At 57.4% G+C, this 24,239-nt stretch carries 28 protein-coding genes; all 28 read left to right on the top strand.

Annotated features, from left to right (window positions below; all coding sequences use genetic code 11):
- Nucleotides 1–300: 300 nt before the first annotated feature.
- The 28 genes from dnaA (at nt 301) to VGL38_08450 (ending at nt 24,219) form a co-directional block, all read left to right on the top strand.
- The gene (dnaA, locus tag VGL38_08585) at nt 301–1,683 is read left to right on the top strand and encodes a chromosomal replication initiator protein DnaA (GenBank protein HEY3295482.1); all 1,383 of its coding nucleotides are present in this window, start codon (nt 301–303) and stop codon (nt 1,681–1,683) included.
- 248 nt (nt 1,684–1,931) lie between these two features.
- Entirely contained in the window at nt 1,932–3,047 is a 1,116-nt protein-coding gene (gene dnaN / locus VGL38_08580; GenBank protein ID HEY3295481.1) for a DNA polymerase III subunit beta, read from the top strand.
- A 92-nt stretch (nt 3,048–3,139) separates the two neighbouring features.
- The gene (locus tag VGL38_08575) at nt 3,140–3,991 is read left to right on the top strand and encodes a hypothetical protein (GenBank protein HEY3295480.1); all 852 of its coding nucleotides are present in this window, start codon (nt 3,140–3,142) and stop codon (nt 3,989–3,991) included.
- A 467-nt stretch (nt 3,992–4,458) separates the two neighbouring features.
- Nucleotides 4,459–4,749, top strand: a complete 291-nt coding sequence (locus VGL38_08570; protein ID HEY3295479.1) for a DUF721 domain-containing protein — start codon at nt 4,459–4,461, stop codon at nt 4,747–4,749.
- Between the two features lie 101 nt (nt 4,750–4,850).
- Nucleotides 4,851–5,618: a glucose 1-dehydrogenase gene (locus tag VGL38_08565; protein HEY3295478.1), complete on the top strand. Its 768-nt coding sequence runs from the start codon at nt 4,851–4,853 to the stop codon at nt 5,616–5,618.
- Nucleotides 5,619–5,643: 25 nt separating this feature from the next.
- Nucleotides 5,644–5,877, top strand: coding sequence for a hypothetical protein (locus tag VGL38_08560; protein ID HEY3295477.1), 234 nt, complete (start codon nt 5,644–5,646; stop codon nt 5,875–5,877).
- An 8-nt stretch (nt 5,878–5,885) separates the two neighbouring features.
- A complete protein-coding gene (locus VGL38_08555) occupies nt 5,886–6,218 on the top strand; it encodes a hypothetical protein (GenBank protein HEY3295476.1) in 333 nt (110 codons plus the stop codon).
- A 12-nt stretch (nt 6,219–6,230) separates the two neighbouring features.
- The gene (locus VGL38_08550) at nt 6,231–6,848 is read left to right on the top strand and encodes a hypothetical protein (GenBank protein ID HEY3295475.1); all 618 of its coding nucleotides are present in this window, start codon (nt 6,231–6,233) and stop codon (nt 6,846–6,848) included.
- 464 nt (nt 6,849–7,312) lie between these two features.
- Nucleotides 7,313–8,494 carry an amino acid--tRNA ligase-related protein gene (locus VGL38_08545; GenBank protein HEY3295474.1) on the top strand — a complete coding sequence of 394 codons (1,182 nt, stop codon included), beginning with the start codon at nt 7,313–7,315 and terminating at the stop codon, nt 8,492–8,494.
- A gap of 74 nt (nt 8,495–8,568) precedes the next feature.
- The gene (locus VGL38_08540; GenBank protein HEY3295473.1) at nt 8,569–9,354 is read left to right on the top strand and encodes a hypothetical protein; all 786 of its coding nucleotides are present in this window, start codon (nt 8,569–8,571) and stop codon (nt 9,352–9,354) included.
- Nucleotides 9,355–9,390: 36 nt separating this feature from the next.
- Nucleotides 9,391–10,077 carry a hypothetical protein gene (locus tag VGL38_08535; GenBank protein ID HEY3295472.1) on the top strand — a complete coding sequence of 229 codons (687 nt, stop codon included), beginning with the start codon at nt 9,391–9,393 and terminating at the stop codon, nt 10,075–10,077.
- A gap of 231 nt (nt 10,078–10,308) precedes the next feature.
- Nucleotides 10,309–11,478 (top strand): ketoacyl-ACP synthase III, encoded by a 1,170-nt coding sequence (locus tag VGL38_08530; GenBank protein HEY3295471.1) that lies wholly within the window; start codon nt 10,309–10,311, stop codon nt 11,476–11,478.
- 66 nt (nt 11,479–11,544) lie between these two features.
- Nucleotides 11,545–11,820 (top strand): hypothetical protein, encoded by a 276-nt coding sequence (locus VGL38_08525; protein HEY3295470.1) that lies wholly within the window; start codon nt 11,545–11,547, stop codon nt 11,818–11,820.
- The gene (locus tag VGL38_08520; GenBank protein HEY3295469.1) at nt 11,804–12,034 is read left to right on the top strand and encodes a hypothetical protein; all 231 of its coding nucleotides are present in this window, start codon (nt 11,804–11,806) and stop codon (nt 12,032–12,034) included. The genes VGL38_08525 and VGL38_08520 overlap by 17 nt, the downstream gene beginning before the upstream one ends.
- Nucleotides 12,035–12,055: 21 nt before the next feature.
- Nucleotides 12,056–12,259: a hypothetical protein gene (locus VGL38_08515; protein ID HEY3295468.1), complete on the top strand. Its 204-nt coding sequence runs from the start codon at nt 12,056–12,058 to the stop codon at nt 12,257–12,259.
- 268 nt (nt 12,260–12,527) lie between these two features.
- A complete protein-coding gene (gene gyrB, locus VGL38_08510; protein HEY3295467.1) occupies nt 12,528–14,468 on the top strand; it encodes a DNA topoisomerase (ATP-hydrolyzing) subunit B in 1,941 nt (646 codons plus the stop codon).
- Nucleotides 14,469–14,645: 177 nt separating this feature from the next.
- Nucleotides 14,646–14,954: a superoxide dismutase gene (locus VGL38_08505; protein HEY3295466.1), complete on the top strand. Its 309-nt coding sequence runs from the start codon at nt 14,646–14,648 to the stop codon at nt 14,952–14,954.
- A gap of 231 nt (nt 14,955–15,185) precedes the next feature.
- Nucleotides 15,186–15,749 carry a transposase gene (locus VGL38_08500; protein ID HEY3295465.1) on the top strand — a complete coding sequence of 188 codons (564 nt, stop codon included), beginning with the start codon at nt 15,186–15,188 and terminating at the stop codon, nt 15,747–15,749.
- 53 nt (nt 15,750–15,802) lie between these two features.
- A complete protein-coding gene (locus VGL38_08495; GenBank protein ID HEY3295464.1) occupies nt 15,803–16,288 on the top strand; it encodes a GNAT family N-acetyltransferase in 486 nt (161 codons plus the stop codon).
- 100 nt (nt 16,289–16,388) lie between these two features.
- Nucleotides 16,389–17,312: a diacylglycerol kinase family protein gene (locus tag VGL38_08490; GenBank protein HEY3295463.1), complete on the top strand. Its 924-nt coding sequence runs from the start codon at nt 16,389–16,391 to the stop codon at nt 17,310–17,312.
- A 94-nt stretch (nt 17,313–17,406) separates the two neighbouring features.
- Nucleotides 17,407–17,835, top strand: a complete 429-nt coding sequence (locus tag VGL38_08485; protein ID HEY3295462.1) for an SRPBCC domain-containing protein — start codon at nt 17,407–17,409, stop codon at nt 17,833–17,835.
- Nucleotides 17,836–17,949: 114 nt separating this feature from the next.
- Nucleotides 17,950–18,390 (top strand): hypothetical protein, encoded by a 441-nt coding sequence (locus VGL38_08480; GenBank protein HEY3295461.1) that lies wholly within the window; start codon nt 17,950–17,952, stop codon nt 18,388–18,390.
- Nucleotides 18,391–18,457: 67 nt separating this feature from the next.
- A complete protein-coding gene (locus tag VGL38_08475; GenBank protein HEY3295460.1) occupies nt 18,458–19,588 on the top strand; it encodes a saccharopine dehydrogenase C-terminal domain-containing protein in 1,131 nt (376 codons plus the stop codon).
- 109 nt (nt 19,589–19,697) lie between these two features.
- Nucleotides 19,698–19,889 carry a hypothetical protein gene (locus tag VGL38_08470; protein HEY3295459.1) on the top strand — a complete coding sequence of 64 codons (192 nt, stop codon included), beginning with the start codon at nt 19,698–19,700 and terminating at the stop codon, nt 19,887–19,889.
- 54 nt (nt 19,890–19,943) lie between these two features.
- Entirely contained in the window at nt 19,944–21,074 is a 1,131-nt protein-coding gene (locus VGL38_08465; GenBank protein ID HEY3295458.1) for a saccharopine dehydrogenase C-terminal domain-containing protein, read from the top strand.
- A 32-nt stretch (nt 21,075–21,106) separates the two neighbouring features.
- Nucleotides 21,107–22,312 (top strand): AAA family ATPase, encoded by a 1,206-nt coding sequence (locus VGL38_08460; protein HEY3295457.1) that lies wholly within the window; start codon nt 21,107–21,109, stop codon nt 22,310–22,312.
- Nucleotides 22,309–22,926 carry a DUF4276 family protein gene (locus VGL38_08455; GenBank protein HEY3295456.1) on the top strand — a complete coding sequence of 206 codons (618 nt, stop codon included), beginning with the start codon at nt 22,309–22,311 and terminating at the stop codon, nt 22,924–22,926. The genes VGL38_08460 and VGL38_08455 overlap by 4 nt, the downstream gene beginning before the upstream one ends.
- 30 nt (nt 22,927–22,956) lie before the next feature.
- Nucleotides 22,957–24,219: a T9SS type A sorting domain-containing protein gene (locus tag VGL38_08450; GenBank protein HEY3295455.1), complete on the top strand. Its 1,263-nt coding sequence runs from the start codon at nt 22,957–22,959 to the stop codon at nt 24,217–24,219.
- The last annotated feature ends 20 nt before the right edge of the window (nt 24,220–24,239 follow it).

Here is a 24,239-nt window from a genome sequence, read left to right as displayed (position 1 = left end):
AGGTTGTAAGTTCTCTTCAAATGAGGAGTTACTGAGTTGACATCAGGGGAAATCGTGTTATATTGTAGTGCCTGCTGAACAACCCCCCGTGCCGTTTTTTGCCGCAGAAAGAATTTCCTATAGCGTGGCGGCCATGTAGATAACTGGGGGCCAGTCAGCGGTAGTCCTGCCGCAAGCAGGCTTTGCTCCCTTTTATTGTCCTATCCCGCATGTGGCGGCCCTTCGGGCTGCCGCCTCGAGAACTGTATGTTCGAGCGCAGAGTCCAGCCTTCACCTCTGCATTAAGCCACCTTATCTTCTATGACTTCTTTTGACTACTCCTCCGCGACCGAATTATGGGCCGCGTTGCTTGATGCTTTTAAGAGTCAGATTCCCGATCAGAGTTTTGTAACGTGGATCCAGCCCTTAGTCCCGCAGAAACTGGAGAGCAACGCCCTGGTGCTCGCGGTTCCCAGCCAGTTCCACAGGGAATGGATCGAAGGCCACTATATCAGGAATCTTGAGACCGCACTGCGCAAGGTCAGCGGCGAAGGAATCCGGCTTAAGCTGTATGTGCAGCCCCACAAGGGAGAAGTAACTGCTCCCGCGATGCCGCGCGTGCACTCCCCTTCCGAAACGGTCAGTGAGGAGATCGAGACCTTTCTCAATCCCCGCTACCAGTTCGAGAATTTTATCGAAGGGGACTCCAACTCCTTTGCCCGCGCGGCCTGCATGGCCGTCGCCGACGTGGCGCACCGCAGCCCGTGGAATCCACTGCTGATTTACGGCGGAACCGGCCTCGGCAAAACCCATCTGCTGCAGGCTATCGGCAACCGGGTGCTGGCCAAATACAAGACGCACCGTGTACTGTATGTGAGCGCCGAGCGCTTCACCGCGGACTTTATTCAGTCCGTGCAGTCCCGGCAGACCACCGACTTTTCCCACCGCTACCGCTCCATTGATCTGCTGCTGGTAGATGACGTCCAGTTCTTTGCGGCCAAGGAACGGACGCAGATCGAATTCTTCCATTCGTTCAACACGCTGTATCAGAACGGCAAACGCATCGTCATGACCTCGGACCGCCCGGTCTCGGACATGGCGGGGTTCGATCAGCGGTTGATCTCGCGCTTCGACTCGGGCCTGGTCACCAACATCGATCCGCCGGACTATGAAACCCGGGTGGCGATTTTGCGCACCAAAGCGGAGCAGGATCATTTCCCGCTCACGCGCGACGTCGCGGATTTTCTGGCGTCCCATGTGACCAGCAACATCCGCGATCTGGAAGGAGCCTATGTCACATTAGCGGCAAGGTGTCAACTGATGCGTGTCCCCCCGGTGCTGGACCTCGCGAGGGAAGTACTTCGCTGCCGCAGCGGCCAGAACGGTATGCGGCCGCCCACGGAGAAAATTATCAGCGCGGTGGCTGAACATTTCCGGGTCACTCCTGAAGCGTTGCGCGGCAAGTCGCGCAAGAAAGAATTAGTGTTCGCGCGCATGATCGGCATCATGCTCATGACCGAACACACGGCGCTCTCTCTGAAGGCGATCGGCGAAGCCTTCGGCGGCCGTGATCACTCGACGGTGATTCACGCCCGCGACACGATTCACGACCGCCGCGTAGCCCAGGATCCGGAAGTCCTGAACGCGCTGCGCACTCTTAGCCAGACCCTTGCTGTATCCACTCTGTTGAGTGGACAGCGGTGAATAACTGTGGACAGAAGACGGGAAAGCCACTCTTTTCCGCTCCTCTGAAGAACCTGACTGACTTGACCTTCAGGGAGAGAGTGAACGAGAGCGGAAAACTGTTTGAGAAAGCGGCTCGCAAGTCACTCGCCGTGCACACCGCAGAGAGCCGAAATCAAACAGTTTAGCCGCCCTTTTCCACAAAGCCACAGGGGCTACTACTATTACGAATTTTTACTCTCTCTTAACCTACTTGTAATGAGGCCTTCATGAAGTTTTCCGCCTCCCAGAGCAGTCTGCAAACTGGCTTGCAACCCCTCGCCGGAGTTGTACCCGCCAAAAGCCCGATGCCGGTGCTCACGCATTTCCTGACGCAGCTTGCGGGCAATACGCTGACCATCACCGCCACCGATCTGGAAGTCTCGATGGAGACGCGGATGGAGGTTAAGGGTCAGAAAGATGGCCGTGCGCTGCTGCCGGCGCGCAAGTTTCTCGAGGAGATCCGCGTCTTTCCCGACGTGATGGTCACCGTGGAAGCCAACGAGAGCGGCCGGATCAAACTCAACGCCGAAGACAAGGAATATAATCTCTCGGCAGAAGGTGTGCAGAACTATCCCAAGGTGCCCTCGCTCGAGGAAGCGGAAGCCTTTACGATTGACCGCGCCAAGCTGAAGCGCATGATCGAGAAGACGATCTTTGCCGTGTCGCGCGACGAACTGCGTCCGCAGCTCACGGGAATTTATCTGAAGATATTTCCCGAAGAATTGCGCATGGTCAGCACCGACGGTCACCGCCTGGCGAAGATCAACGTCAAGCACAGCGGCTACAGCGGCGAACCGCGCGAGTGTATTATACCCGCCAAGGCCATGAATACCGTGGCCCGGATGTGCGCCGGCGAAGGCGAAGTGCAGGTCCTGTTCGGAACCAATCAGCTCGGCTTCCGCGTAGGCAACACGACGCTGATTACCAAGCTGATCGAAGGCCGCTATCCGAATTACGAAGCGGTGATTCCTTCGGAAAACAAGAATACGCTCACGGTGGACCGTTACCAGTTTATGCAGGCTGTGCTGCGCGCGTCCATCGTCTCCAATGAAATTTCGCGCCAGATCCGTCTGAAGCTTACGGGCGACCAGATGCGGATTATGGTGGAAGATATCGAGCAGGGCAACGAAGGCCAGGAAACCCTGCCCTGCGCTTATACGGGCGATCCGATGGACATCGGCTACAACGCCGGCTATGTGCTGGATGTTTTGAAGCAGATCGACATGGGCGATGAAGTGGTATTCGAACTGGGGACTCCCACCTCGGCGGGCATCGTTAAGCCCACCGAGCAGGAAGAGGATGAAGACCTGCTGATGCTCATCATGCCGGTCCGATTGAACTGAACCGGACTGGGACTCGTTCGGGGCAAAGCGGTCATTAAAGAGAGCGGGCGTGCGGCGCCCGCTCTCGCTCCATATCACATTTGGAAGCAGGCGTGACAAGTACCTTTCGATATGATCCGCGAACCACAATGCTCGTGTTTTTGGATGAGTACGGAAACTCGTCTCTGAAACCCAGCGGTCAACCGTTAGCACGATACCTATCGGTTGCGGCTCTGTGTGTTCGCCACAATTACTATCAAGACATCTTGTTGCCGAGATATAGAGTCTTCAAGGCAAATGTGTTTGGTGATCCGGGAATTTACCTCCATTACCGAGCCTTGTTCCACCGTCTACCGCCTTTCGATGAATATTCAGACGAACAAATAGCCAGGACATGGCAGAAGATTGTTCGTTTTCTCGGAAGCCTTGATGTGAAGTTACGCTGTGTCTGTATTGACAAATTGGCACTGATGGGAAAAATTCCTCTATGGGAGAAGAATCCCCACAAAGACCCCTATGAACTTGCGCTGGCGCTTCATATCGAGCGTATCGTGTTTCATCTTGATACCCTTGGAAAAAGACAAACACAGTGGGCGGCACGTGTGGTAGCCGAATCCAGAACCCCACAACAGAACCGACTGGTGAATGAAGCTTACATGAAGATCTGGAGCAGTGGGCACCTGCTCTTCGACCAGCAAGGTACACTCAGTCCAAAAAGAATCCAAACAGCCATACCTCGTCATGATCTCCCATTTCGATCTAAGGGTGATAAAGTTGAAGGACTGGAACTGGTAGATCTGATAACTAATCCGCTGACTTGGGCCACAATTTTTGAATACCACGCCGATACTCGGCCACTACGAGAACGTGATCAGCACTTTATGGGCGAGGTAGGTCACCTAATTGATAAAGACATTCATGGGCGAACAAAGGGCTGGGGCCTCAAACTATACCCAACGAAGTGAGCGAGCTGAACGTACAAAAACAGAAAGGACCGCGGCCGCGGTCCTTCTGCGATGGAAACTCATCTCCCTTCGCCCGTAGGCGAATTGACATAATGATACGAAAATATTTTTGTCTTGTCAAGAGGTAAGCGCAAGGAAATAAAAAAGTTATGCCGCGTAAATTGAGTTGTACACTCGACTTAGCGTCCGGGCGCGTTCACACGACTACAGACAGGGAAACGGCGCAATCAAAGATGAAAAGAGCGGGCTACCAAGGCTCGCTTTTATTCGTAAGTGGGACTAGTGTATCATCCACTTGGGGCGGAGGCGGGGACGGGGAGCAGGAACTTACGGGGCGGGAAAAACGTATGCAAAGGGAAGTTAAACATTTGTGCAATTATGGCTTACGGGAGTTGCCGAAAGGGCTCTGAAAGGTTGTTATTCTCGTAGAAAATCAGTATATTACTCCGTTGGAGCCTACTCTCAAAATGCGCAAAGAACAAGCACTTAGGATTGACGATCTGCTGGCGAGTCTGCTGCGGCAGAAGAAGTGGCAGTCGAATTTTCAGATGGCCAAGCTCAAGCAGATGTGGGCCGAGCTGGTGGGGCCGGAAATCTCGGCGCATGCCCAGCCGTACAGGTTCCACGGCAAGCGGCTGGAAGTCCATTGTGACCACGATGTCTGGCGCACGGAACTGCAATATCTGGAACCCGAACTTCTCAAACGCATCGCCGAAGGGATGGGCGAAGGTGTGGTCACGGAGATCTGGTTGAGGTAAGGCAGATTCGTCGGTTTTCATATTTTCCTCTGGGAACTCGCATCTTGCTTGACCGTATTCAGGGAAACCGAAAAAGGATCCTTAACGATACGGAGAGCAAGATGGGACGAGTAGATGGAAAAGTAGCTGTGGTGACGGGGGGAGCGCTGGGGATCGGGCAGGCGACCTGTGAACTTCTGGCCAAAGAAGGCGCGAAAGTCGCGGTGACCGACATTCTGGCCGATGCTGGTGAAGAATGCGCGGCGCGGATCCGGAGCAAGGGCGGCTCAGCCCAGTTCTTCATGCTGGATGTCTCCAGCGAAGAGAATGTGCGGCGCGTGATCCGTGATGTTGTGGCCACTTTCGGCGAGATCGATATTCTGGTGAACAACGCAGGCATCGGCGGCGTCTCCAAGCCGACGACCGAGATCACCGAAGCAGAATGGGACCAGGTGATGGCGGTGAACGTGAAGGGTGTGTTCTTCTGCACCAAGCATACGGTGCCGCACATGAAGCGCGCCGGCGGCGGCAGCATCATCAACCTTTCTTCGATTTACGGACTGGTCGGCGCGCAGGATGCCCCGCCCTATCATGCATCCAAAGGCGCCGTGCGGTTGCTCACCAAAACCGATGCCCTGTTTTATGCGGCGGATCATATCCGCGTCAATTCGGTGCATCCGGGATTTGTGTGGACGCCGCTGGTCGAAAACGCGATGAAAGCGCTGGGGGATCTGGAAACCATGCGCGGCATTCTGACCAGCCAGCACCCCATCGGATTCCTGGGCGAGCCGCTGGATATCGCCTATGCCATCCTTTATCTGGCCTCCGACGAATCGCGGTTTGTCACCGGCAGCGAACTGGTGATTGATGGCGGGTATACCGCCAAATAACCCTTGCCGGGAGAAAGGTTTTTCGATGACGCTTGCAGACCGCATGACGTTGACCGGAATAGGGATTGTGGCGGCGGTTTTCGGATTAGCATTGTGGTCTTTGGGCGGGAAGCGGCCGCATGTGGGATGGCTGGAGTATCTGCAGAGCAAACGGCTGGGACCACGGCAGCGGATTATGCTGGTCATCAGCCTGTTTGTGGCGATGGTGGTGATTATCGGCCTGTTTGTCCATGTGATGACGAGCCGCCCGGCGCTGTGAGGTAACCGATGACCGCTTCCATTCTGCTGCGTGTCCTGACGACGGCTATCGTGCTACTGGTGATGATCTTTCTGCCCAAGTGGCACGGTACGCTCAGTCTGCGCCAGGCCTATTCAGCGCACGACGCGCTGGCAGGCGAGCACGGGCTGGACCGCTTTGCATACGTGTTGATCTTCGCACTGGTCTACGGCTTTCTGATTTATCTGGCCGTGAAACTGGCGCCGCTGTTCCAGCCTGGCGACACACTCTTCTGGTCACTTCTTGCCGGAGCCCTGCTGACGATGGTGGCGATCACCTTCTGGCCGAAGAAACGTCCACCCAGCGAATGGCATCAACTGTAGGCCGTTGACATCATGGCCTCTAAAACCCTGCACCTGAAGCTGACGCACCGCGCCCACATGGCGCAGCACCGCTCGCACTTGGCGCCGGCGCTGATGCTGATTATCCTCGGTATGGGAGAATTGGTGCAGGGGGAGCAGGAGCATCTGGCGCTGAACCTGCTGGGCATTGCCGCCGGTCTCGCGCTGATGATCCTGTTCAAGCGGGAAGCGTCACGCAAGGGAGCGCACAGCCATTCCCGCGTGGCGTGGTACGATGTCGTCGCCGGCGTGGTGATCATGATGGAAGGAGTCCACAAGCTGCACGGGCACAAGTGGTGGCAGCCGGGCACGCTGACCATGGCCGCGGGGTTCGTGGTCATGCTGGCCGGGATCCTGCAGCAAAAGCTGCCCAAACTGCGCCGCCTGCGCGTAACCGATCACGGTTTTTCCCTGCGCACACGGCCCATTTCCTCCCTGGCAATGGCATGGTCCGACGTTGAGAGCATAGAGTTGAAAGACAACCGCCTTACGGTTCACCGCAAAGGTGGCGGCGAACGTCGCATCAGTTTGAAGCGGATCGAAAACCGGGCGGAAGCGTTGCAGATGCTGCAGGAAAGTTTGGCGGAGCGCAAGGGGATGGTGACGGCGTGAGCGGTGGATGTTCTCATTAGCCAGCACACTCCGGCGTGCTGGATTCGCCGCACCCGCACCACGCGGGAGCGTGGTGCTTAGTTGTGTGAGGGCGGACCCCCATCCCCGGCTTGTGCGTTACCCCCATCTAACTTCCCCCACAAAGTGGGGGAAGGACTTGGGCCTTCTACTTGCAACGAAGCAGAACCCCCTTCTGATTCCCCCTTTTTCAAAGGGGGAAGGGCAGAGAAGAGAGATCCTGCATTCTAAGAAGAATGCAGGATGACAATAATAAGATAACGCGGCAAATAAACTATAGGAGATCGAAAAGCGAACAGTGACAGGCCGGCAGGGGAGTTATGAACCTGCTGCGGGCAAACCGATGGGATGACGCGGACAGTGATCCGCACCAGAATTAGGTATGGCGCGAACAGAGATTCGCCCCTAAGAAAAAACGGTTCTAAACAGAAAGATCGGAGCTTAACATGAAGACGACTCAGCAAGTGAAGTTGTGGGATCTGCTCACGCGCACCAGTTTCAATCACTGGTGGTCACGCGGTTACACCTACGTGGAAGTACCCGCCTTAGTGCGCGCCTCGGGCGCCTGCGAATTCGTAGATTCCCTGATGGAAGCCTCCCTCGACGGACGCTTGAACTGGGGCGCACAGCCCGTGTTCCTCAAGCAGACCGGGCAGCTTCACCTTGAAGGCGCGCTCGGCAAATTCCCCAAAGTCTTCACCGCCGGCCGCAGTTTCCGCGGTGAACAGCATGATCCCTCCGATGGCCGTCACTGCCTCGAATTTTCCCTCCATGAAATCGAATTCCGCGGCGAACCTGCCGACCTGTATGATGCCCTGCTGAACGAAATTCAGAGCTTTGTGCAGGCGCTGTGCAGCCAGCTTGCCGCCAATGCCGAAGGGCTTGGCCTTTCGGATGCGCGCGTCAAACTTTTAGACAAGTGGGCCAGCACGCCCTTTGCCCGTCTGACTTACAGCGAAGCGATTGCCGAACTGCAGAGCCTCGGCGAGCCGATTTTGTGGGGCGAGGACTTTACCCACTGGCAGGAATTGAAGCTGGCCGAAGCGCATGGGCCGGTCTTTATGATGAAGTTCCCCGATCCGCTGTGGGAGCATCCGGAACTGCAGAGCGCACAGCCGTGCGGCGCTACAAAGCGCGAGCTGAAGGTAATCAAGTTCTTCAACATGCTGCCCGACGGCGAAGGGCGGATTGACAGCGCGGACCTGATTCTGCCCGGCAGCGGCGAATCGGTGGGCGCGGCGGTGCGGCTGCACAAGCTGGATCTGCTGAAAGACCGCCTGGTGCATTCGCTGATGTTCGAGCATCTGGTGAACCGCCGCTTTGAGTGGCTCGTGGCCGCGGGCAAATATCCGACGATGGATGAAGCGGCAGAATCGGTGCTGGAAGATTTCGAACCGTACTTCGAAGAAGTCGGCTCCCACGGTCTGCCTCACGCCGGCTGCGGCTTCGGCATGAACCGCATCGCGCAGGGCCTGATGGGCCAGGCGACGATTGAAGCCATTGACGCGTTTCCTGTCACCTTTGCCAACTTCAGACATGCAGGGGTGACCCCTGCACCCATAGCCGCCTTCGGCGGTGGGACAGCGCCGCAGACGGCGCGGTCCCTCGAAGAAGTCGAGGCAGCTTAATGAATATCTGATGTTCTCCGCCGGGGGTGCGCGAGTGCCCCCGGCGGGGACAGAAAATTTCGGAGGAGACATATATGTCTGCATTGTCGGACCTCAAGGAGTCAATTCTCGACGAGAAAACTCCATTATCGGGAATATTGCGGAGAGCGAAAGTACTCGCAACGGATCTGGGCAGCAAAGAGTTGTTGGGTTGGGTTGACAAGGAGATGAAAGGTTACGCATTTGATGGCGATACCGTCCCATCGTATCGTGTCCTGTCCACCCACTCAATAGGCAACTTCTCGGGCCCCTTCGGAAGCGGCATTCGCAATCAGCCAATACCGACATTCAATCTGTCGTCAAAGCTTCAGGAATGGGCAGGCAAACACGTCCTGTACGATGGGATCAAGGCCATTGAATCAACCGTAGAGAACAAGGGCGACAACCAACTGATTGTTCAGTGGCCGCCAAACACCGTAGCCGCAGTCGGCGAAAAGATATTTCAAGATATGGTGCTGATGGAAGCGCATAAGATCCTTTCCTCAGCACAGTTGGAACAAGTGCTGGACACCGTCAGGAACCGGCTATTAGATTTTGTGATTGACTTAGAGAAAACGCTTCCCAAAGATCGTACACCAACGCCGCAAGAGATCAAGGAATCAGCAGCCGCTATAGAGCATTCCGTTCACACCATTATCTTGGGCGATAATAACTATATAGTCTCAAACGCCTCTGGCCAACAGCACGTGCCTATCCAAAAGGGCGCTGTCAATGTCGCTAACCCAAGCAGTGAGGTGTCCGAAGGCAAGACCGTCAATGAGAAGGGCAAGGGGGTTTGGGGAACGGTAGTCGGTTTGTGGCAGGCATTTTTCGGGTCATAGAGTTGAAGCGCAAATGTTGAACAGAAGGAGTTGGATGTGTCCGAGCTGAAAGATTTGCGCCGAGCGGCAGTGAATCATGACCTTCCTCTGTCTGTTGTGCTACGGAACGCCTTGGAGGTGGCATATCTGCTAGACAACGGACAATTAAAAGACTGGGTTCAGCGCGAAATGTCAGGCTACATTGAAGACATGATGGCGGTCCCTGACTATCGGATTGTCCGTGTGGCAAATCTCGGTCTATTTGTCGACGCCTGGGGGAGACAGGCCAAGAATCTACAGATAGGATCTTCGTATTTACCCGATGAGATCAAAGAAGAATTTGAGAACACAATTCCGTATCACCGGGTAGCTCAAGGTGTAAAAGAAATCGAGGGCTTGCTAAGCATGGACCGGGAAGCAAGCGTAAAGGTCCTCTGGCCCGAGCGCTACCTGACACCATTCGCAGATATTCTTTATCCCGGTATGCGTTGCATGCAAGCATGGAAAGTGCTGAACAAGGCTCAATTAGAACAAATACTATATATCATCCGTAATCGGTTATTGGAATTCGTGCTAGAACTGGAACGGATATATCCTGAGAAAGAAGCAAGCAAAATCGGCGAACAGGCCGCTGATCAAAAGAAGGTTCAGAGACTCGTTCAATACATCATATACGGCGACCATAACGTCGTTGTGACAAACGAGTCTGGAGAGCAGAGTGTATCAATCGGTGAAAAGCGCTGACCGCAGAAACTCATCTGATCGCTCTTGTTGCTGCAATCTTCTTTTTGTCATTTCGGTAAGACGGGCGGGTCGCGCGTGGGACGGAATGCTCATTGTGGCTTCTTTCCGCTTGCCCCTCCCCTACAAGTTGGTTACGTTTAGACCGTAACCGTGTTCAGAAAAATCGTATTCTCTTTTCCGCTGGCCCGCACGGTGCGGAGCGCAGCATAACAACTTTTGGGATGATGTAGAATGAGTGAAGTATATTCTGCCGCAAAGGCAGGGACGCGCGTCGGACCGTACGGCGCTTATATTGCTGGGTTGGGGTGGGGGTTGCCGGTTCGACAGGTGACCAATCAGGACGTCACGGAAGCGATAATTCCCTTTCTGGATCCTCCGGAAAGTGTCAATATTGCGGCGGGAAAGCCGACGGACGGGAAGTGGGTGCGCAAGGCGGCGGGCGTCGAACTGCGGCGCTGGATGAACCCGGGCGAAAAGCTCTACGACTATTCCGCGCTGGCCTGCCGGCGGGCCTTAGATGCCGCCGGATGCACCATTGAAGATATCGACCGGATTATTGTCGGCACGGTGACGCCGGAAGACCACTGGCCGTCGGAAGCGGCCTGGGTCACGCACTCCTTTCAGGATCCGAAGATTTCCGGACATGATGTGACCGCCGCCTGTTCGAGCTTCATGTACGCCCTCGAACAGGGCTACATGGCCATCCGCTCGGGTATGGCGGAGCGCGTGCTGGTGGTGGGCGCGGATGCTATGGCGGGAGCGGCCAATCCCCGCGACCGTGGCTCCTTCATGCTGTTCGGCGATGCGGCGGCGGCCGTGGTGCTGGCGGCATGCGCCCCGGTAGATGACTGTTTCCTGTACATGACGTCCGGGCAGGATACCTCCGGCATTGATCTGATCGGCAGCATGGTGGTTCCGGAGGCGGCGAACTATCCCGATGAAGCGGTCTCGCGCGGCTTGCGGCGGGTGTGGATGAAGGGTCCACAAGTGTACGAAACAGTGGTGCCGCTGGGCACGCGTCTGATCAGCGAAGCGCTGGAAAAAAACGGACTGAAGGCGGATGACATCGCGGCCTTTTGCATGCATCAGGCCAATGACCGGATTACGACGGCGCTGGCGCGCGCGGTGGGGCTGCGTCCCGAGCGTGTCATCCGCAATATCAACCGCTTCGGCAACACGACCTCGGCGGCGGTGCCGCTGGCGCTGGGCGAAGCCTTCACGCGGCATCTGCACGATCCGCAATTCTCGGAGATCCAGCCGGGCGATCCGATCCTCATGTATGCCTTCGGCGGCGGGCTGACCTATGGGCTGGCGATTGTGCGCTGGTCGGACAAGCACCCGCGCGCCAAGGATATTTCCTGGGCAGCGGAGCAGACAAAGGACCTGTTCAAGCAGGGGTGACCCCTGCACCCGGGGCCGCCTGCGGTGGGGAAATCAATCGCTGATGCTCTCCAGGAAAACACGACCATGTTGATGTGGCTTTCGCGCTGGAACGCACCGCTCGGACTGTTGGCACTGGGTGGGCTGGCCGTGTGGCGAGCCATGAAACGCGGCGGCGTGTCTTGGGGAACATCGAGGATCATGGAACCGCCGATGCTCACCGAAGGCCGGCGGACCACGGCGCTGATCACGATTGCGCTGGTTCTGCTGGCGGTGCTTGGGCTGGCGTTTTGCATTGCCGTCCGGCACAACTTCTTCCGGGCCTTCTGGATCGGCATGCAAAACGGTGCGTTCGAAAAATGACGGCGGCATGATGCATACGCTGATCAAATATGGCGGCGCGGGGTTCGTCGTGGCCATAGCCGCGATTGTCATTTTCAACCGGGTGTTTGCCGAGCGGCCGGTGTGGCAAGGCAAAGCGGTCACGATCGGGGTCGGGGTTATCACGCTTGCGCTGTTCATTGTCTGGCTGCTGTGGAGCTATCCCAGTGTAGCCGAGTGGTGGCCGCAGATGTAGCGGAAATGCGGGCATTTTGGAATGCATACCCTGATCAAATATCTTGGCGCGGGGATCTTCCTTGCGCTGGCCGGGCTGTTGATTTTCAACGGCGTCTTTGCCGGGCGACCGGTGGGGATGAGCCGCACCGCCGCCGCAATTCTGGCAACCATCCTGCTGGCGATTTTCGTATATTGGCTATGGTATGGCCGCCCGAACTTAGGCATGCTCTGGCCGGAAATGTGACCGCGCCAAAGGAGATTCGGCAGGCGCTGAAGCGTTTAACTTTATAGGGGTTTGCTCTGGCGAATTACCCCCTTGGTCCCCCGTGAACGGGGGAGACAGAACCCCCCTTGGTCCCCCCTTATGCTAAGGGGGGAGACCTGATCCCCTTAATCCCCCGTGAACGGGGGATCCCCGATGCCCTTCCCCCTTTGCAAAAAGGGGGAATCAGAAGGGGGTTCAGGGATCGGGACAGTAGGCAACGATTTTTCACTTACGATTGGAACGATACATGGCTGAGAGCATTCTCGAACAGGAAAAGAAAAAAGCATCCAGTTACGAAGCATCTTCGATCACCGTCCTCAAGGGGCTTGAGGCGGTGCGCAAGCGGCCGGCAATGTACATCGGCGACATCGGCACGCGGGGATTGCATCACCTTGTGTACGAGGTGGTGGACAATTCCGTGGACGAAGCCATGGCGGGATACTGCACCGAGATCCGCATGACCGTCAACGAAGACGGCTCGGTGACCGTGGTGGACAACGGGCGCGGTATTCCGGTGGACATGCATCCGGTGGAAAAGCGCTCCGCGCTCGAAGTGGTGATGACCGTGTTGCACGCCGGCGGCAAATTTTCGCGCGACAGCTACAAGGTGTCGGGCGGTCTGCACGGCGTGGGCGTGTCGGTGGTGAATGCGCTCTCCGAAAAGCTGGAAGTGATTGTGCGCCGCGACGGCAGGAAATACCGGCAGGAATACCGGCGGGGCATTCCCACGGGGAAAGTGGAAGAGATCGGGAACGGGCGAGGCAACGGTACCATGACGACCTTTTTCCCCGATCCGGAGATTTTCAAGACCACCGAATTCAACTTCAGCACACTGGTGGAGCGGGTCAAGGAGCTGGCCTACCTCAACCGCGGCCTGCGGATTCTGGCCGAAGACAAACGCGACGGCACCAAGCACGATTTCAAGTTCGACGGCGGCATCGCCGAATTCGTCAAGTATCTCGATGAGACCCGCACCGCGATCCACAAGGGTGTAATCTATTTCTCGCAGGAGCGCGAAGGCGTGCCGGTGGAAGTGGCCATGCAGTACAACGACGGCTACAACGAGAACACCCTTACCTACGTTAACAACATCAACACCATTGAAGGCGGCACGCATTTAGTGGGCTTCAAGTCGGCCCTCACCCGCACGATCAACAACTACGCCGAGAAGAACAAGCTGTTCAAGAACGAGAAGTTCCAGCTTTCCGGCGAGGACGTGCGCGAAGGGTTGACCTGCGTGCTTTCCGTGCGCGTGTCCGAACCGCAGTTCGAAGGCCAGACCAAGACCAAGCTGGGCAACAGCGAAGTCAAGGGCATTGTCGAGCAGATCGTCAACGAAAAGCTCGGGCAATATCTTGAAGAGCACCCGCACGCGGCCAAGTCGATTATCGAAAAGTCGGTGACCTCGGCGCGAGCCCGGGAAGCGGCGCGCAAGGCGCGCGACCTGACGCGGCGCAAGAGCGCCCTCGAATCCGGGAGCTTGCCCGGCAAACTGGCGGACTGCACCTCCAATGACGTCGCGATTTCCGAGCTGTACATCGTCGAGGGCGATTCGGCAGGCGGCAGCGCCAAGCAGGGCCGCAACCGCGAGTTTCAGGCGATTCTGCCGCTTAAGGGCAAGATCCTGAATGTGGAGAAGGCCCGTCCGGAGAAGATTCTCGACAACGAAGAATTGAAGACGCTGATCATGGCCATCGGCGCGGGCTGGGGACAGGACGGCGAGGACATCGACCTGTCCAAGGTGCGGTACGGCAAGATTATTCTGATGACCGATGCCGACGTCGACGGCGCGCACATTCGCACGCTGCTGTTGACGTTCATCTACCGCCGCCTGAAGGCCCTGCTGGAAGACGGCCGGATCTACATTGCCATGCCGCCGCTGTTCCGCGTGGCCAAGGGCAAAGCTGTGCGCTACGCGTATGACGAAAAAGAGCGCGACGTGCATATGAAGGAATTCGGCGGAGCGAGCAACGTGTACGTGCAGCGTTATAAGGGCCTGGGCGAGATGAATCCCGAGCAGCTCTGGGAAACCACGATGGATCCCGACCGCCGCACGATGATGCTGGTGACGCTGGAAGACGCCGCCGCCGCCGACAAGATCTTCTCGGTCCTGATGGGCGACGCCGTCGAACCAAGACGGCAGTTCATCGAAGCCAATGCGCGGTATGTAACCAATCTGGACGTGTAGTCCCGGCTTGCGAGTCGCCTTGATTTCTGCGACAGTCCTCCACTTGTCATCCTGCATTTGTCCTCAAATGCAAGATCTCTCGGGGAGTCGCGGAGAAGAGAGATCCTGCATCCCGAAGACGGTCTGCAGGATGACAAGGGTAGAGAAGGAGCGAATCAAAGAGGCCAAACGGAGTTTATGAAAATTCTTGCTCTGGAAAAGAACATCGGCGCGCGGGATGCGCGGTTTGAGCCGCACCTGAAGGCCGAAGCGCAGCGCGTGTGGGAACTGGTGCAGGACGGGACGCTGCGCGAGATCTACTTCCGCACCGACGTCACCGAGGCCGTGCTGATGCTGGAGTGCCCGGACCTTGCCGCCGCACAGGCTGCCCTGAATTCTTTGCCGCTGGTGCGCGAAGGTTTGATTGCCTTCGAGCTTCTGCCCTTGAAACCGTATCCGGGATTTGCCAGGCTGTTTGCGGAAAACGCGGCAACGCTGAAAAACTGAAACGCGGAAAGAAGACGGTTCTTCCTTTTGGCTCCTCCCCGGCGTCCTCTTCGCGGCGGAATGCGCATCGCGCTCATCATCGTGCTGATCATTTTTGCTCTGTATGCGGTCTGTGTGCGGGGGCGGCCCCGGTCGGAGTGGATGGGCGGACGGCACAGGGTGAGCGGGCGGTGATGGACACGATGCCGTAGCGCCGCACGGCCGTGCGCTCCTTATCCTTAGGAGAGGTGCATGGATCAAAAGCCTCCTCACAAATCCGTTCGGCTGCCGTTTGTAGCCTACACCGAACCTTATCTCTATTTCGTCACGATTTGTACGACGAACCGCGAACAACTGTTCGGAGAGATTCAATCCGGACAAATGGTCTTGAATGATTTGGGCCGGATCGTGGATGAGGAATGGCGGCGTTCGGGCGAGGTGCGAGCCGAGCTGATATTGGACCAGTTCATTGTCATGCCCGATCATCTTCATGGGTTGGTAGGGCTCCGGCCTGCCGGGGATTTGCTTGATGAAAGAGACAGAGCGCACAGCCGTGCGGCGCTACAGGCCGAACCGCTTCGCGGATCGCGTGATCGTGCACCACGGTCCCTTTGCTCCTTCATTGCCCAATTCAAGGCGACAACAACGCGTCGCATCAATGACCTTCGGCGCACAGCCGCTGCACGTGTCTGGCAGCCACGTTTCTATGAGCATATCATCCGCCAATACGAGAGCGTTGACAAAGCGCGGCAGTACATTCTCAAGAATCCCGAGCGCTGGGCAGCAGACCAGCACAAGACCGGGGTGTTGATGTGACATGGTTGTAGTGCCGCACGGCTGTGCGCTCTTCTCCTCGGGAGAAAAGAAAGATGAGCATGCTCTCCATTCTTCAGGCACAGGATGAAAAGCAGATCGTAGAGGCCCGCGCCCTCTTCATAGAGTATGCCGAGTCGTTGGGGTTTGATTTGGGGTTTCAGGGATTTGAAGAGGAAGTGGCGGGGTTGCCGGGGGAGTATGCGGGGGCGGTGGGGAGATTGTTGATTGCGTATCTCGACGGGGCAGCGGTGGGGTGCGGGGCGCTCAGGCGGATCAGCGAAACGGTGTGCGAGATGAAGCGGCTGTATGTGCGGCCCCAGGCGCGGGGGCTGGGAATCGGCAAGCTGCTCTCTGAGCAATTGATGACCGAAGCGCGGGAGATCGGCTACAGGCAGATGCGGCTCGACACCATTGCCCAGCAGATGCAGACGGCCGTGGCGCTGTATCGGGCGCAGGGATTCCGGGAGATCGAACCGTACCGCTACAATCCTATTCCCGGCGCGTTGTATATGGAAAAAGACTTGACGCCTGCGGATTGACGAGCGCATGCGGCAGACGGACACGCGGCAGGCGGACACGGCAAGCCGTGTCCCTACATATGAAGAGCGGGGGGAATGTGGATTATCATTAGGGTTATTCATGGTTGAAGCCGATTATCTGATGGAGGCGAGCGAGACTCGCGCCGAACATCCCTTTGCGCCGGACGTGACACTGGCGATCTACAATCCGGTGTCAGGACACGCGGGCTCCAAACTGCGGGCGCGCAAACTGGTGTCGTTGCTCCAAGCGCGCGGCTACAAGGTGGTCTGTCCGCACGGCGCGCTGGAATGCTCGCGGGTGGTGCTGGAAGGCGTGCGTCTCGGCATGGAAGCGGTGATCATCATCGGCGGCGACGGCACGCTGTGGGAAGTGATCGCGCAGTTGCCGCTGCACGTGCGCATTGCCTACTATCCCGGCGGCACGTCCAATCTGTTTGCCCTCAACTGGAATATCCCGCGCTCTCCGGACATGTGGATGGGCCTGCTGGCCTCGGGCCACACGCGCTCGGTGCGCCTGGGCTGCGGCAATGGCCGCCCCTTTGCCAGCGTGGCCTCGGTGGGCTTCGACGCGCTGGTGGTGCATCGCACCGGCTACCCTCTCAAACAGTTTTTGAGCCAAGGGGCCTACGCGCTGCAGATTTTCCCCAGCTATCTTTCCTACTCGCCGCCGAAGTTCCAGATTACGATCGACGGAGTCCCCTGGGAAGAAGATGTGCTGGGTGTCATCGTGGGCCGCGGCCAGCACTACGGCGGACCGTTTCACGTGCTCCCGCTCAAAGACCCCAGTCTGCCGCAACTGACCTATGCGATTCTGGGCGGCAAGTCCAAGTGGAATATCGGCCGGTTTGCGGTGGGAATGCTCTTCGAAACCCTCTCCAAGATGCACGGTGTGACCTGCGGCATGGCTACGGAAATCACCGTGACCACCACACCGCCGTCCTTTGTGCAACTGGATGGCGACCCTTGCGGCAGCACGCCCGTCACGTTTTCCGTGGAAGAAACCGACAGAACGATTTTAGCTTAAATAAAAAACTCAAAATTAGAAATGAAAAAGGCCGCCGGGGCATCTCCCCTTTCAGGTTTTTCATTTTTGATTTTTCATTTTCCGACAAACGCCCATGCACTCCTTTGAACTCAAGACTGTTATTGCCGCGCCGCCGCATACGGTATTTGCGGCGATTACCGATCCGGCACGGATCACCCAGTGGGATTACTGCCAGTGGGTGCAGGATGATATGTGTCTGGCGGGCAGGATCCGCAAGCGCGACGAGGAAGGCCGCCTGATCGAAAGCGAAATCGTGGTCTATGATCCGCCGTTCCTCCTCGGGCTGGTTACGCCGCTGTGGGTGAACACCGAAGATTCCGACGAGGGCACCTTTCTCACGCGCCAGGCCTTCAGCATCGAGACCCATGAGGCCAAGTCGGTGCTGACGCTCAAGATGGAAGGCTTTCCCTCTGAAGAGTTGTGCGACCGCGAGCGCAACTCCTGGGGCGGCTACTTTCTCGAAAAGCTGAAGAAGGTGGCGGAAGCAACGAAAGAAGGATGAAGGCGGAAGGATGAAGGAAATCCTTTCCTCCGGAGCTTCCCTGCGTACACGGGGAAAGCAGTGATGGACCCGAATTGACGTTGATCCATGAACGATAAGAGCAACAGGAACCTTATGCTAAACGATCAGGAACCGAAAAAAGAGCCTCCGGTGGTGCGCCGTCGGCTGCGCGTGCCCCGACCTGCCGCTCCCGTGGAAAGTGTGCCACTGGAAAAGCGCCCCGAGCATTTGTATTTTCAGGTGCACTTTCAACCTGTGCCGGGCGCGCGCAAGACCCACTTTGCCGCTATCCGTCCCAAGCTGACCGAGCGCATGCATGACATGATCCGTCGCGGGCAACTGCTGATGAGCGGCGGCTATCCCTCGTCCATCGGCGGCATGTGGCTGCTGAAGGTCAAGAGCCGCAGCGAAGCCGAGCGGCTGGTGCAGGATCACCCGGCAGTGGCCTGCAATCTGCTGACCCATCGCCTGCTCGAACTGGAAGAGCCGATGGGAGCGATCATTCATCAGGAAAAGCCCGCCATCGCCGAGCCCATCGAGCACGTCGAACCGTAACCGCTCCGGGAAAAACTCCCGGTGAACTTCCACATCGGCGGGCGCTGTCCGCCAGAAAGAACGCGTCATGGATAAACCCGAAATCCTGATCGTCGGCGCCGGCCTGATGGGCCGCGCAGCGGCGTATTTCTTCCGCAATCACCCCCAAGGTCCCTTTCCCGTTCTGCTGGCCGATCATGATGAAGCGGTGCTGGACAGCGCGGAGAAGATCCTCGCCGACGGCAACCGGGTGCATACCATGCGGCTCGACGCCACGCGCAACGATATGCTGCTGCGCGCGCTCTCAGGAGTGCGCGTCTGCCTGTCCTGCGTCCCCTATTTTTTGAATCCCGCCATCGCCCGCGCCTGCCTGTCGCTGGGCGTATCGTATGTGGACCTCGGCCTGAAGGCCGACGTCACCGATGAGATCCTGAAGATGGACGAAGACTGCCGCGCGCGCGGCGTGGCCTTCATCCCCGACACCGGTTTTTCTCCGGGACTGCTGAACATCGTGGTGTGGGAACTGGTGCACCGCTTCAAGAAGTGCGATGACGTGCGCTTGTGGGCGGGCGGTCTACCGCAGGTGCCGACGGGACCGCTGAACTACACGGCGTTCTTTTCGATCCACGGTCTGGTCAATGAATATTTCGAAGACGCGCGCGAAATCCGCAACGGCAAAGTGGTGACGGTGCCCTCGCTCTCCGATCTGGAAACCATCGACTTCCCCGGCCACGGCACGTTTGAAGCCTTTGTGACCTCCGGCGGCACGTCCACGCTGCCGCGCACCCTCGAAGGCAAGGTCAACCGGCTGAGCTATAAGACGATGCGCTATCCCGGCCATATGGAAGCGCTGGAATATCTGCGCGACCTTGGCCTGGCCGATCTGACGCCGTATGAATTCAAGTGCGGGCAGCTTAGTCCGCGCGAAATGCTGGTGAAGGTGCTCGAAGCCAAACTGCCCAAGGATGTGGCGGACATGGTGCTGGTGCGCGTAGCGGCCACGGGTGACGGCGGCAAGCAGGAGAAGATCGAACTGGTGGTCAAGCCCGATGCTTCCAGCGGCCTCTCGGCCATGGAGCAGGTGACGGGATTCCCTGCCGCGGCAGTGACGCTGGCGATTCTGCAAGGCAAAGTTGCTCCCGGCTCTCACGCGCAGGAAACCGTGATTCCCTTTGGCTGGATGAAAGAGCAGCTCGGCTATTACGGCATCACGCTGTAAAGCGGAGACGCCGCGCGCAATTTTTGGAGGGCATCGTGAAGGCAGCGGCAACAGATGTCTCTTGCGATCCATCCCGACCCCTGCCCGGTTGGTTCGGCAGGGGTTTGCTTTGGGTGATGGTGCTGGTGGCGTCGGCGGTTTGTGCTCAGCCGCGTTGCAGAAGTTTGGGGAGCAGGTGGTGACGGGGATACAGACGGGCACGGCATGCCGTGCCCCTACGGCAGAAGCGTCGGGTATGTATGTGCTGAAAGTGTCCAGCGGGCAACGGTCGGTATTGCAGAAGTTTGTGGTGCTGAAATGAGCGGCGCCAAGAGTTTTCTATTTCTAATTTCCAATTTCCTATTTTCGGAATCCTATGCCTAATCCAGAAATTCTGATTCTCGGCGCGGGGCTGATGGGACGCGTCGCGGCGTATTTTTTTGTACATCATCCCGACGGGCCGTTTCCGGTGCGGCTGGCGGACAGCAGCGAGGCAACGCTGCGCAGTGCGGCGCAGTGGCTGAACAGTGATCTGGTAGAAACCAAGATTGCCGATGCGGCCAGCGAGATCGAAGTCGGCAATGTGCTGGGCGGCACCAAGGTGTGCCTGTCCTGCGTGCCCTATTTTCTGAATCCCCGCGTGGCCCGCGCCGCCCTGCGCAGCCGCATTTCCATGGTGGACCTCGGCGGCAATCCGCAGATCACCGATCTTACGCTGGGCATGAGCAATGAAGCCGCGCGCAAGGGCATCGTGTTCATCCCCGATACGGGACTGGCGCCGGGGTTGGTCAGCATTCTGGCGTGGGATCTCGTGCACCGTTTCAAGCGCTGCGAGGAAGTGCATCTGCGCGTGGGCGGACTGCCGCAGAAGCCGGAAGGGCCGCTGAAGTACGCGCAGTTTTTTTCGATCCACGGGCTCTTAAACGAGTACCTCGAAGACGCGCGGGAAATCCGCGACGGCAAAGAGGCGCTGGTACTCGCGCCGTCCGATCTGGAAAGTCTCGAGTTTGACGGCCTCGGCACGTTTGAAGCGTTTGTCACCTCCGGCGGCACCTCCACTCTGCCGCGCACACTGCTGGGCAAGGTGGACCGGCTCGATTACAAGACCATCCGCTATCCGGGACACTTCGACGCCCTCAAGCTGCTGCGCGATACCGGCATGACTTCCACCCGCAAGTATCATCTTGAAAGCGGCGCTGAAGCCAGTCCGCGGGAGATGCTGGCAGCGGTGCTCGAAGAAACCCTGCCCAAGAATGTGCCCGACGTGGTGCTGACGCGTGTTACCGCCCGCGGCGACGGTGGCCGCGAAGAAAAGATCGAACTGGTGGTGCGGCAGGATGAGCAGCACGGCATCAGCGCCATGGGCCAGATGACCGCCTTCCCCGCCGCCGCCATCACCCTTGCCATTTTGCAAGGCAAAGTTCCCCCCGGCGCCCACACCCAGGAGACGGTCATGCCCTATTCCTGGATGAAAGAGCAGTTAGGGAAATTCGGGATCGGGTGGTAATTCAGAAAAGCAATTAGGCCAAGGAGTCACTCATGGAAGGCAAAAGATTCATCCGTCGCATCAAGGTGCAGAACCTTCTCTCATTTGACGAAGAGGGGATCGATCTTGAACTCCAGCCGTTGAATGTGCTGATCGGGCCGAACGGGTCGGGGAAGTCGAATCTGATTGATGTAGTGAGCATTCTCCGATCATTACGGGATGATTTCACGGAACCTTTCCTGATGAGTGGCGCCATAGAGTGGATGTCTAAGGGTGTGACTTCTGGCGATCAACAAGCGACACAGAACGTGCCGATAATAACGGTCAATTTCCCCTGGACCGGTGAACAAGCGTCCATTCAGTACACACTATCTTTTGTCATAGCGAACTATCGTGCTGAAATTATGAATGAGGTGCTACTTCTGCTGCGCGACCACCAGCCTGAAGAGAGGCTATTTGTACGATTGCAGAAAGCAGCACAGGTGAAGCGCCGACTTCCCGAGAGGTCTGCCGAAGAGTATCTCTTCATTTATGATCAAGATCCTGATCCACAAAAATCGCTGTTCGACCGTACTCGAGATGAACTCTTTCACCCGGAGGCGGCGCGGATTGGGAACTCACTGGCCGAAATTCGACTTTATACGGATTGGTCTTCTGGGCGACACGCTGCAAATCGCCAACCGCAGAGCGCAGATCTTCGCGGCGATTTCCTTCAGGAAAACGCGAGAAATCTCGCTTCGGTTCTGAATTCGTTGTTTCTCGATTCGGAGTTAGGAGAACGCGTGACAGAGCACTTGCGTGGACTTTATCCGCGAATCACCTCGTTGCACATTTCGCCCTCTGGAAGTGCAATACAACTCTATGTGAAAGAAGAAAGGCTCAACGAAGCCGTCCCTGCCACACGGATGTCCGACGGGTTCCTTCGCTTTCTTTCTCTTCTCACGGTACTCTTACATCCGACGCCGCCACCTCTTGTTTGTATTGAGGAGCCCGAACTTGGCCTTCATCCTGATATGATTCATAAGATTGCCGAGCTATTGAAAGATGCGGCCACGCGAACGCAGCTTATTGTCACGACGCATTCCGACCTTCTCATCTCGGCACTCTCCGATATTCCCGAGGCTATCGTGGTTTGCGAGCATGACGGTAGGGGGACGAGGATGCAGCGCTTGGAGCCGGAAAAGATGAAAGATTGGCTTGAGCGCTATTCTCTGGGCGAAGTGTGGTTGAAGGGCGCCATTGGGGGAACCCGCTGGTGAAACCGCAAATACCGAAGAAGCAAATTTGGATCAATATTGAAGGCGGTGGTCAGAACAGGAGTCAGCAAATTGAATTCCGCGAAGGTCTGGAGGTTTTCTTCCGTGAATTCAAAGAAAAGGTCAGCTTTCGGATCATTCCCGGCGGCAGCAAAGATAATACGGTGAGCGACTTCAAGGCCACGCTGGCGAGTTCGGAAACGGCGTTTGTGGTTTTGGTGGTGGATTCGGATCAGGATGTTCCCGCCAAAGTCAATTATCGTCAGTTCCTGCAGACCAGCAACCCATCCTGGAACCTGCCTGAATTACCGGACGAACACTATCACATGATGGTCCAAGTGATGGAAGCGTGGTTTCTGGCGGATCGTGAAGCACTTCGAACTCACTATGGACAGCGATTTCGAGAAAACGCATTGCCTTCGCATTCGAAAGTTGAGCAAGTCCCGAAGAATGATATTTACCATGGCATGGAGGCCGCAACGCGCGAGACCACTAAGGGTGTATATCAAAAACGCAAACACTCTGCTGGTATCTTGAAGCTCTTGGATCGTAACCGCGTCTGCGCTGCTGCGCCGCACTGCAAGCGGTTGTTTGATGTTCTCGAAGCGCATTGCTGACGGAGCCGCTTGAAGGAACGGAGACGTGATATGAAATACTTTGCTCTGCTCTTTGTCATCTTCTGGTTGAGCGCCTCCGCCTTCTCGCAGGATTCCCTCAACATCCGCCGCATTGGATCGGTGGGGCTTTCGCGGGGGTTTTTGAATGGGGTGGCGGTGCAGGGGGACTATGCGTTTGCGGGGACGGGCGGGGATAGTACGGTGGAAGGGCTGTGGGTGGTGGATGTTTCCAATCCCGCGCATCCGGACAGTGCGGCGTTCGATACCGTCTCCACCATCTGGGGGGCGCTGGGCATTGCCGTGTCCGACAGCCTGTGCGCCATCGCGTCTGCCGCGGGGCAGGTGGATCTGTATGACATCCGCAATCCGCGCTTGCCCGAGCATCTGAGCAATATCGGCGAAGGCGACGGACTGGTGTGGGATGTTGCGCTGCAGGGGAACTATCTGTATGCGGTGCGCTATGTGCCGCGCGGCCTGTTTACCGCCAACATCGCCGATCCGCGCCACCCGCAGCTTGTCGGATTTCTGCCGTTTGCGGATGATCCCTCCGGACTGTGCCTTGCCGGCGATTATGCCTATGTCGCCGCCTCCGGCGGTCTGCATGTGGTGGACGTCCATGATCCGGCTTTGCCGATAGAAGTTGCGGTTGTGCCGGACTCGGACGCGATCCACGTGGCGGTGCTGGATGGCTATGCCTATGTCACGCTGTTCGGCGGCGCGTTCAGTGTGATCGATGTCTCCGAACCGCGCGCAGCGCACCATGTCACTTATGTGATCACGCATGGTTACAGCGACGGAATCGCCGCGGTGGGCCATCATGTGATGGTTCCGGCGGGCGATGAGGGTCTGCTGGTGTACGATGTTACGGACCCCACGCAACCGGTCTTAAGCGGCTATCACAGGTCCGCCGCATGGACGGGGGAAGTGGCGATGAGCGGACCCTATGCCTTCGTGACATCCTATCGCCGGCTGGATGTGTACGACTGCTCGGCGGCGCTGGACGCAGCAGACCGAGGGTTCGTCCTTCATCCTTCCGCCTTCAGCCTTTCTTGTGCCCCCAATCCCTTCAATCCGGTAACGACAATTTCTTTTTCTCTGCCAAAGGCAAGCGCGGTGAAGGTGACGGTGTTTGATATCTCAGGGAGGTTGGTGGAGACGCTGGCCGATCAACGAATGAATGCAGGCGAGCATCGACTGTGGATGGAAGGCAGCATGTTGCCATCGGGGATCTACTTTGTGCGGCTGGAGGCTGGCGAGCACACAGATACGCAGAAGCTGCTGCTGATCAAATAGGCGGGACGCAATTTTACCAT

The organism is bacterium (assembly GCA_036504735.1).
Classification (GTDB): domain Bacteria; phylum Electryoneota; class RPQS01; order RPQS01; family RPQS01; genus DASXUQ01.
Note: the sequence above shows the minus strand (reverse complement) of the source record. Positions and strands in the feature narration are given on the sequence as shown.

What these genes read in the sequence shown, in the direction of transcription:
- dnaA (HEY3295482.1), top strand. Translation starts at nt 301, where the DNA reads ATGACTTCTTTTGACTACTCCTCCGCGACCGAATTATGGGCCGCGTTG.
- dnaN (HEY3295481.1), top strand. Translation starts at nt 1,932, where the DNA reads ATGAAGTTTTCCGCCTCCCAGAGCAGTCTGCAAACTGGCTTGCAACCC.
- VGL38_08570 (HEY3295479.1), top strand. Translation starts at nt 4,459, where the DNA reads ATGCGCAAAGAACAAGCACTTAGGATTGACGATCTGCTGGCGAGTCTG.
- VGL38_08565 (HEY3295478.1), top strand. Translation starts at nt 4,851, where the DNA reads ATGGGACGAGTAGATGGAAAAGTAGCTGTGGTGACGGGGGGAGCGCTG.
- VGL38_08560 (HEY3295477.1), top strand. Translation starts at nt 5,644, where the DNA reads ATGACGCTTGCAGACCGCATGACGTTGACCGGAATAGGGATTGTGGCG.
- VGL38_08555 (HEY3295476.1), top strand. Translation starts at nt 5,886, where the DNA reads ATGACCGCTTCCATTCTGCTGCGTGTCCTGACGACGGCTATCGTGCTA.
- VGL38_08550 (HEY3295475.1), top strand. Translation starts at nt 6,231, where the DNA reads ATGGCCTCTAAAACCCTGCACCTGAAGCTGACGCACCGCGCCCACATG.
- VGL38_08545 (HEY3295474.1), top strand. Translation starts at nt 7,313, where the DNA reads ATGAAGACGACTCAGCAAGTGAAGTTGTGGGATCTGCTCACGCGCACC.
- VGL38_08540 (HEY3295473.1), top strand. Translation starts at nt 8,569, where the DNA reads ATGTCTGCATTGTCGGACCTCAAGGAGTCAATTCTCGACGAGAAAACT.
- VGL38_08530 (HEY3295471.1), top strand. Translation starts at nt 10,309, where the DNA reads ATGAGTGAAGTATATTCTGCCGCAAAGGCAGGGACGCGCGTCGGACCG.
- VGL38_08525 (HEY3295470.1), top strand. Translation starts at nt 11,545, where the DNA reads ATGTTGATGTGGCTTTCGCGCTGGAACGCACCGCTCGGACTGTTGGCA.
- VGL38_08515 (HEY3295468.1), top strand. Translation starts at nt 12,056, where the DNA reads ATGCATACCCTGATCAAATATCTTGGCGCGGGGATCTTCCTTGCGCTG.
- gyrB (HEY3295467.1), top strand. Translation starts at nt 12,528, where the DNA reads ATGGCTGAGAGCATTCTCGAACAGGAAAAGAAAAAAGCATCCAGTTAC.
- VGL38_08505 (HEY3295466.1), top strand. Translation starts at nt 14,646, where the DNA reads ATGAAAATTCTTGCTCTGGAAAAGAACATCGGCGCGCGGGATGCGCGG.
- VGL38_08500 (HEY3295465.1), top strand. Translation starts at nt 15,186, where the DNA reads ATGGATCAAAAGCCTCCTCACAAATCCGTTCGGCTGCCGTTTGTAGCC.
- VGL38_08495 (HEY3295464.1), top strand. Translation starts at nt 15,803, where the DNA reads ATGAGCATGCTCTCCATTCTTCAGGCACAGGATGAAAAGCAGATCGTA.
- VGL38_08490 (HEY3295463.1), top strand. Translation starts at nt 16,389, where the DNA reads ATGGTTGAAGCCGATTATCTGATGGAGGCGAGCGAGACTCGCGCCGAA.
- VGL38_08485 (HEY3295462.1), top strand. Translation starts at nt 17,407, where the DNA reads ATGCACTCCTTTGAACTCAAGACTGTTATTGCCGCGCCGCCGCATACG.
- VGL38_08480 (HEY3295461.1), top strand. Translation starts at nt 17,950, where the DNA reads ATGCTAAACGATCAGGAACCGAAAAAAGAGCCTCCGGTGGTGCGCCGT.
- VGL38_08475 (HEY3295460.1), top strand. Translation starts at nt 18,458, where the DNA reads ATGGATAAACCCGAAATCCTGATCGTCGGCGCCGGCCTGATGGGCCGC.
- VGL38_08465 (HEY3295458.1), top strand. Translation starts at nt 19,944, where the DNA reads ATGCCTAATCCAGAAATTCTGATTCTCGGCGCGGGGCTGATGGGACGC.
- VGL38_08460 (HEY3295457.1), top strand. Translation starts at nt 21,107, where the DNA reads ATGGAAGGCAAAAGATTCATCCGTCGCATCAAGGTGCAGAACCTTCTC.
- VGL38_08450 (HEY3295455.1), top strand. Translation starts at nt 22,957, where the DNA reads ATGAAATACTTTGCTCTGCTCTTTGTCATCTTCTGGTTGAGCGCCTCC.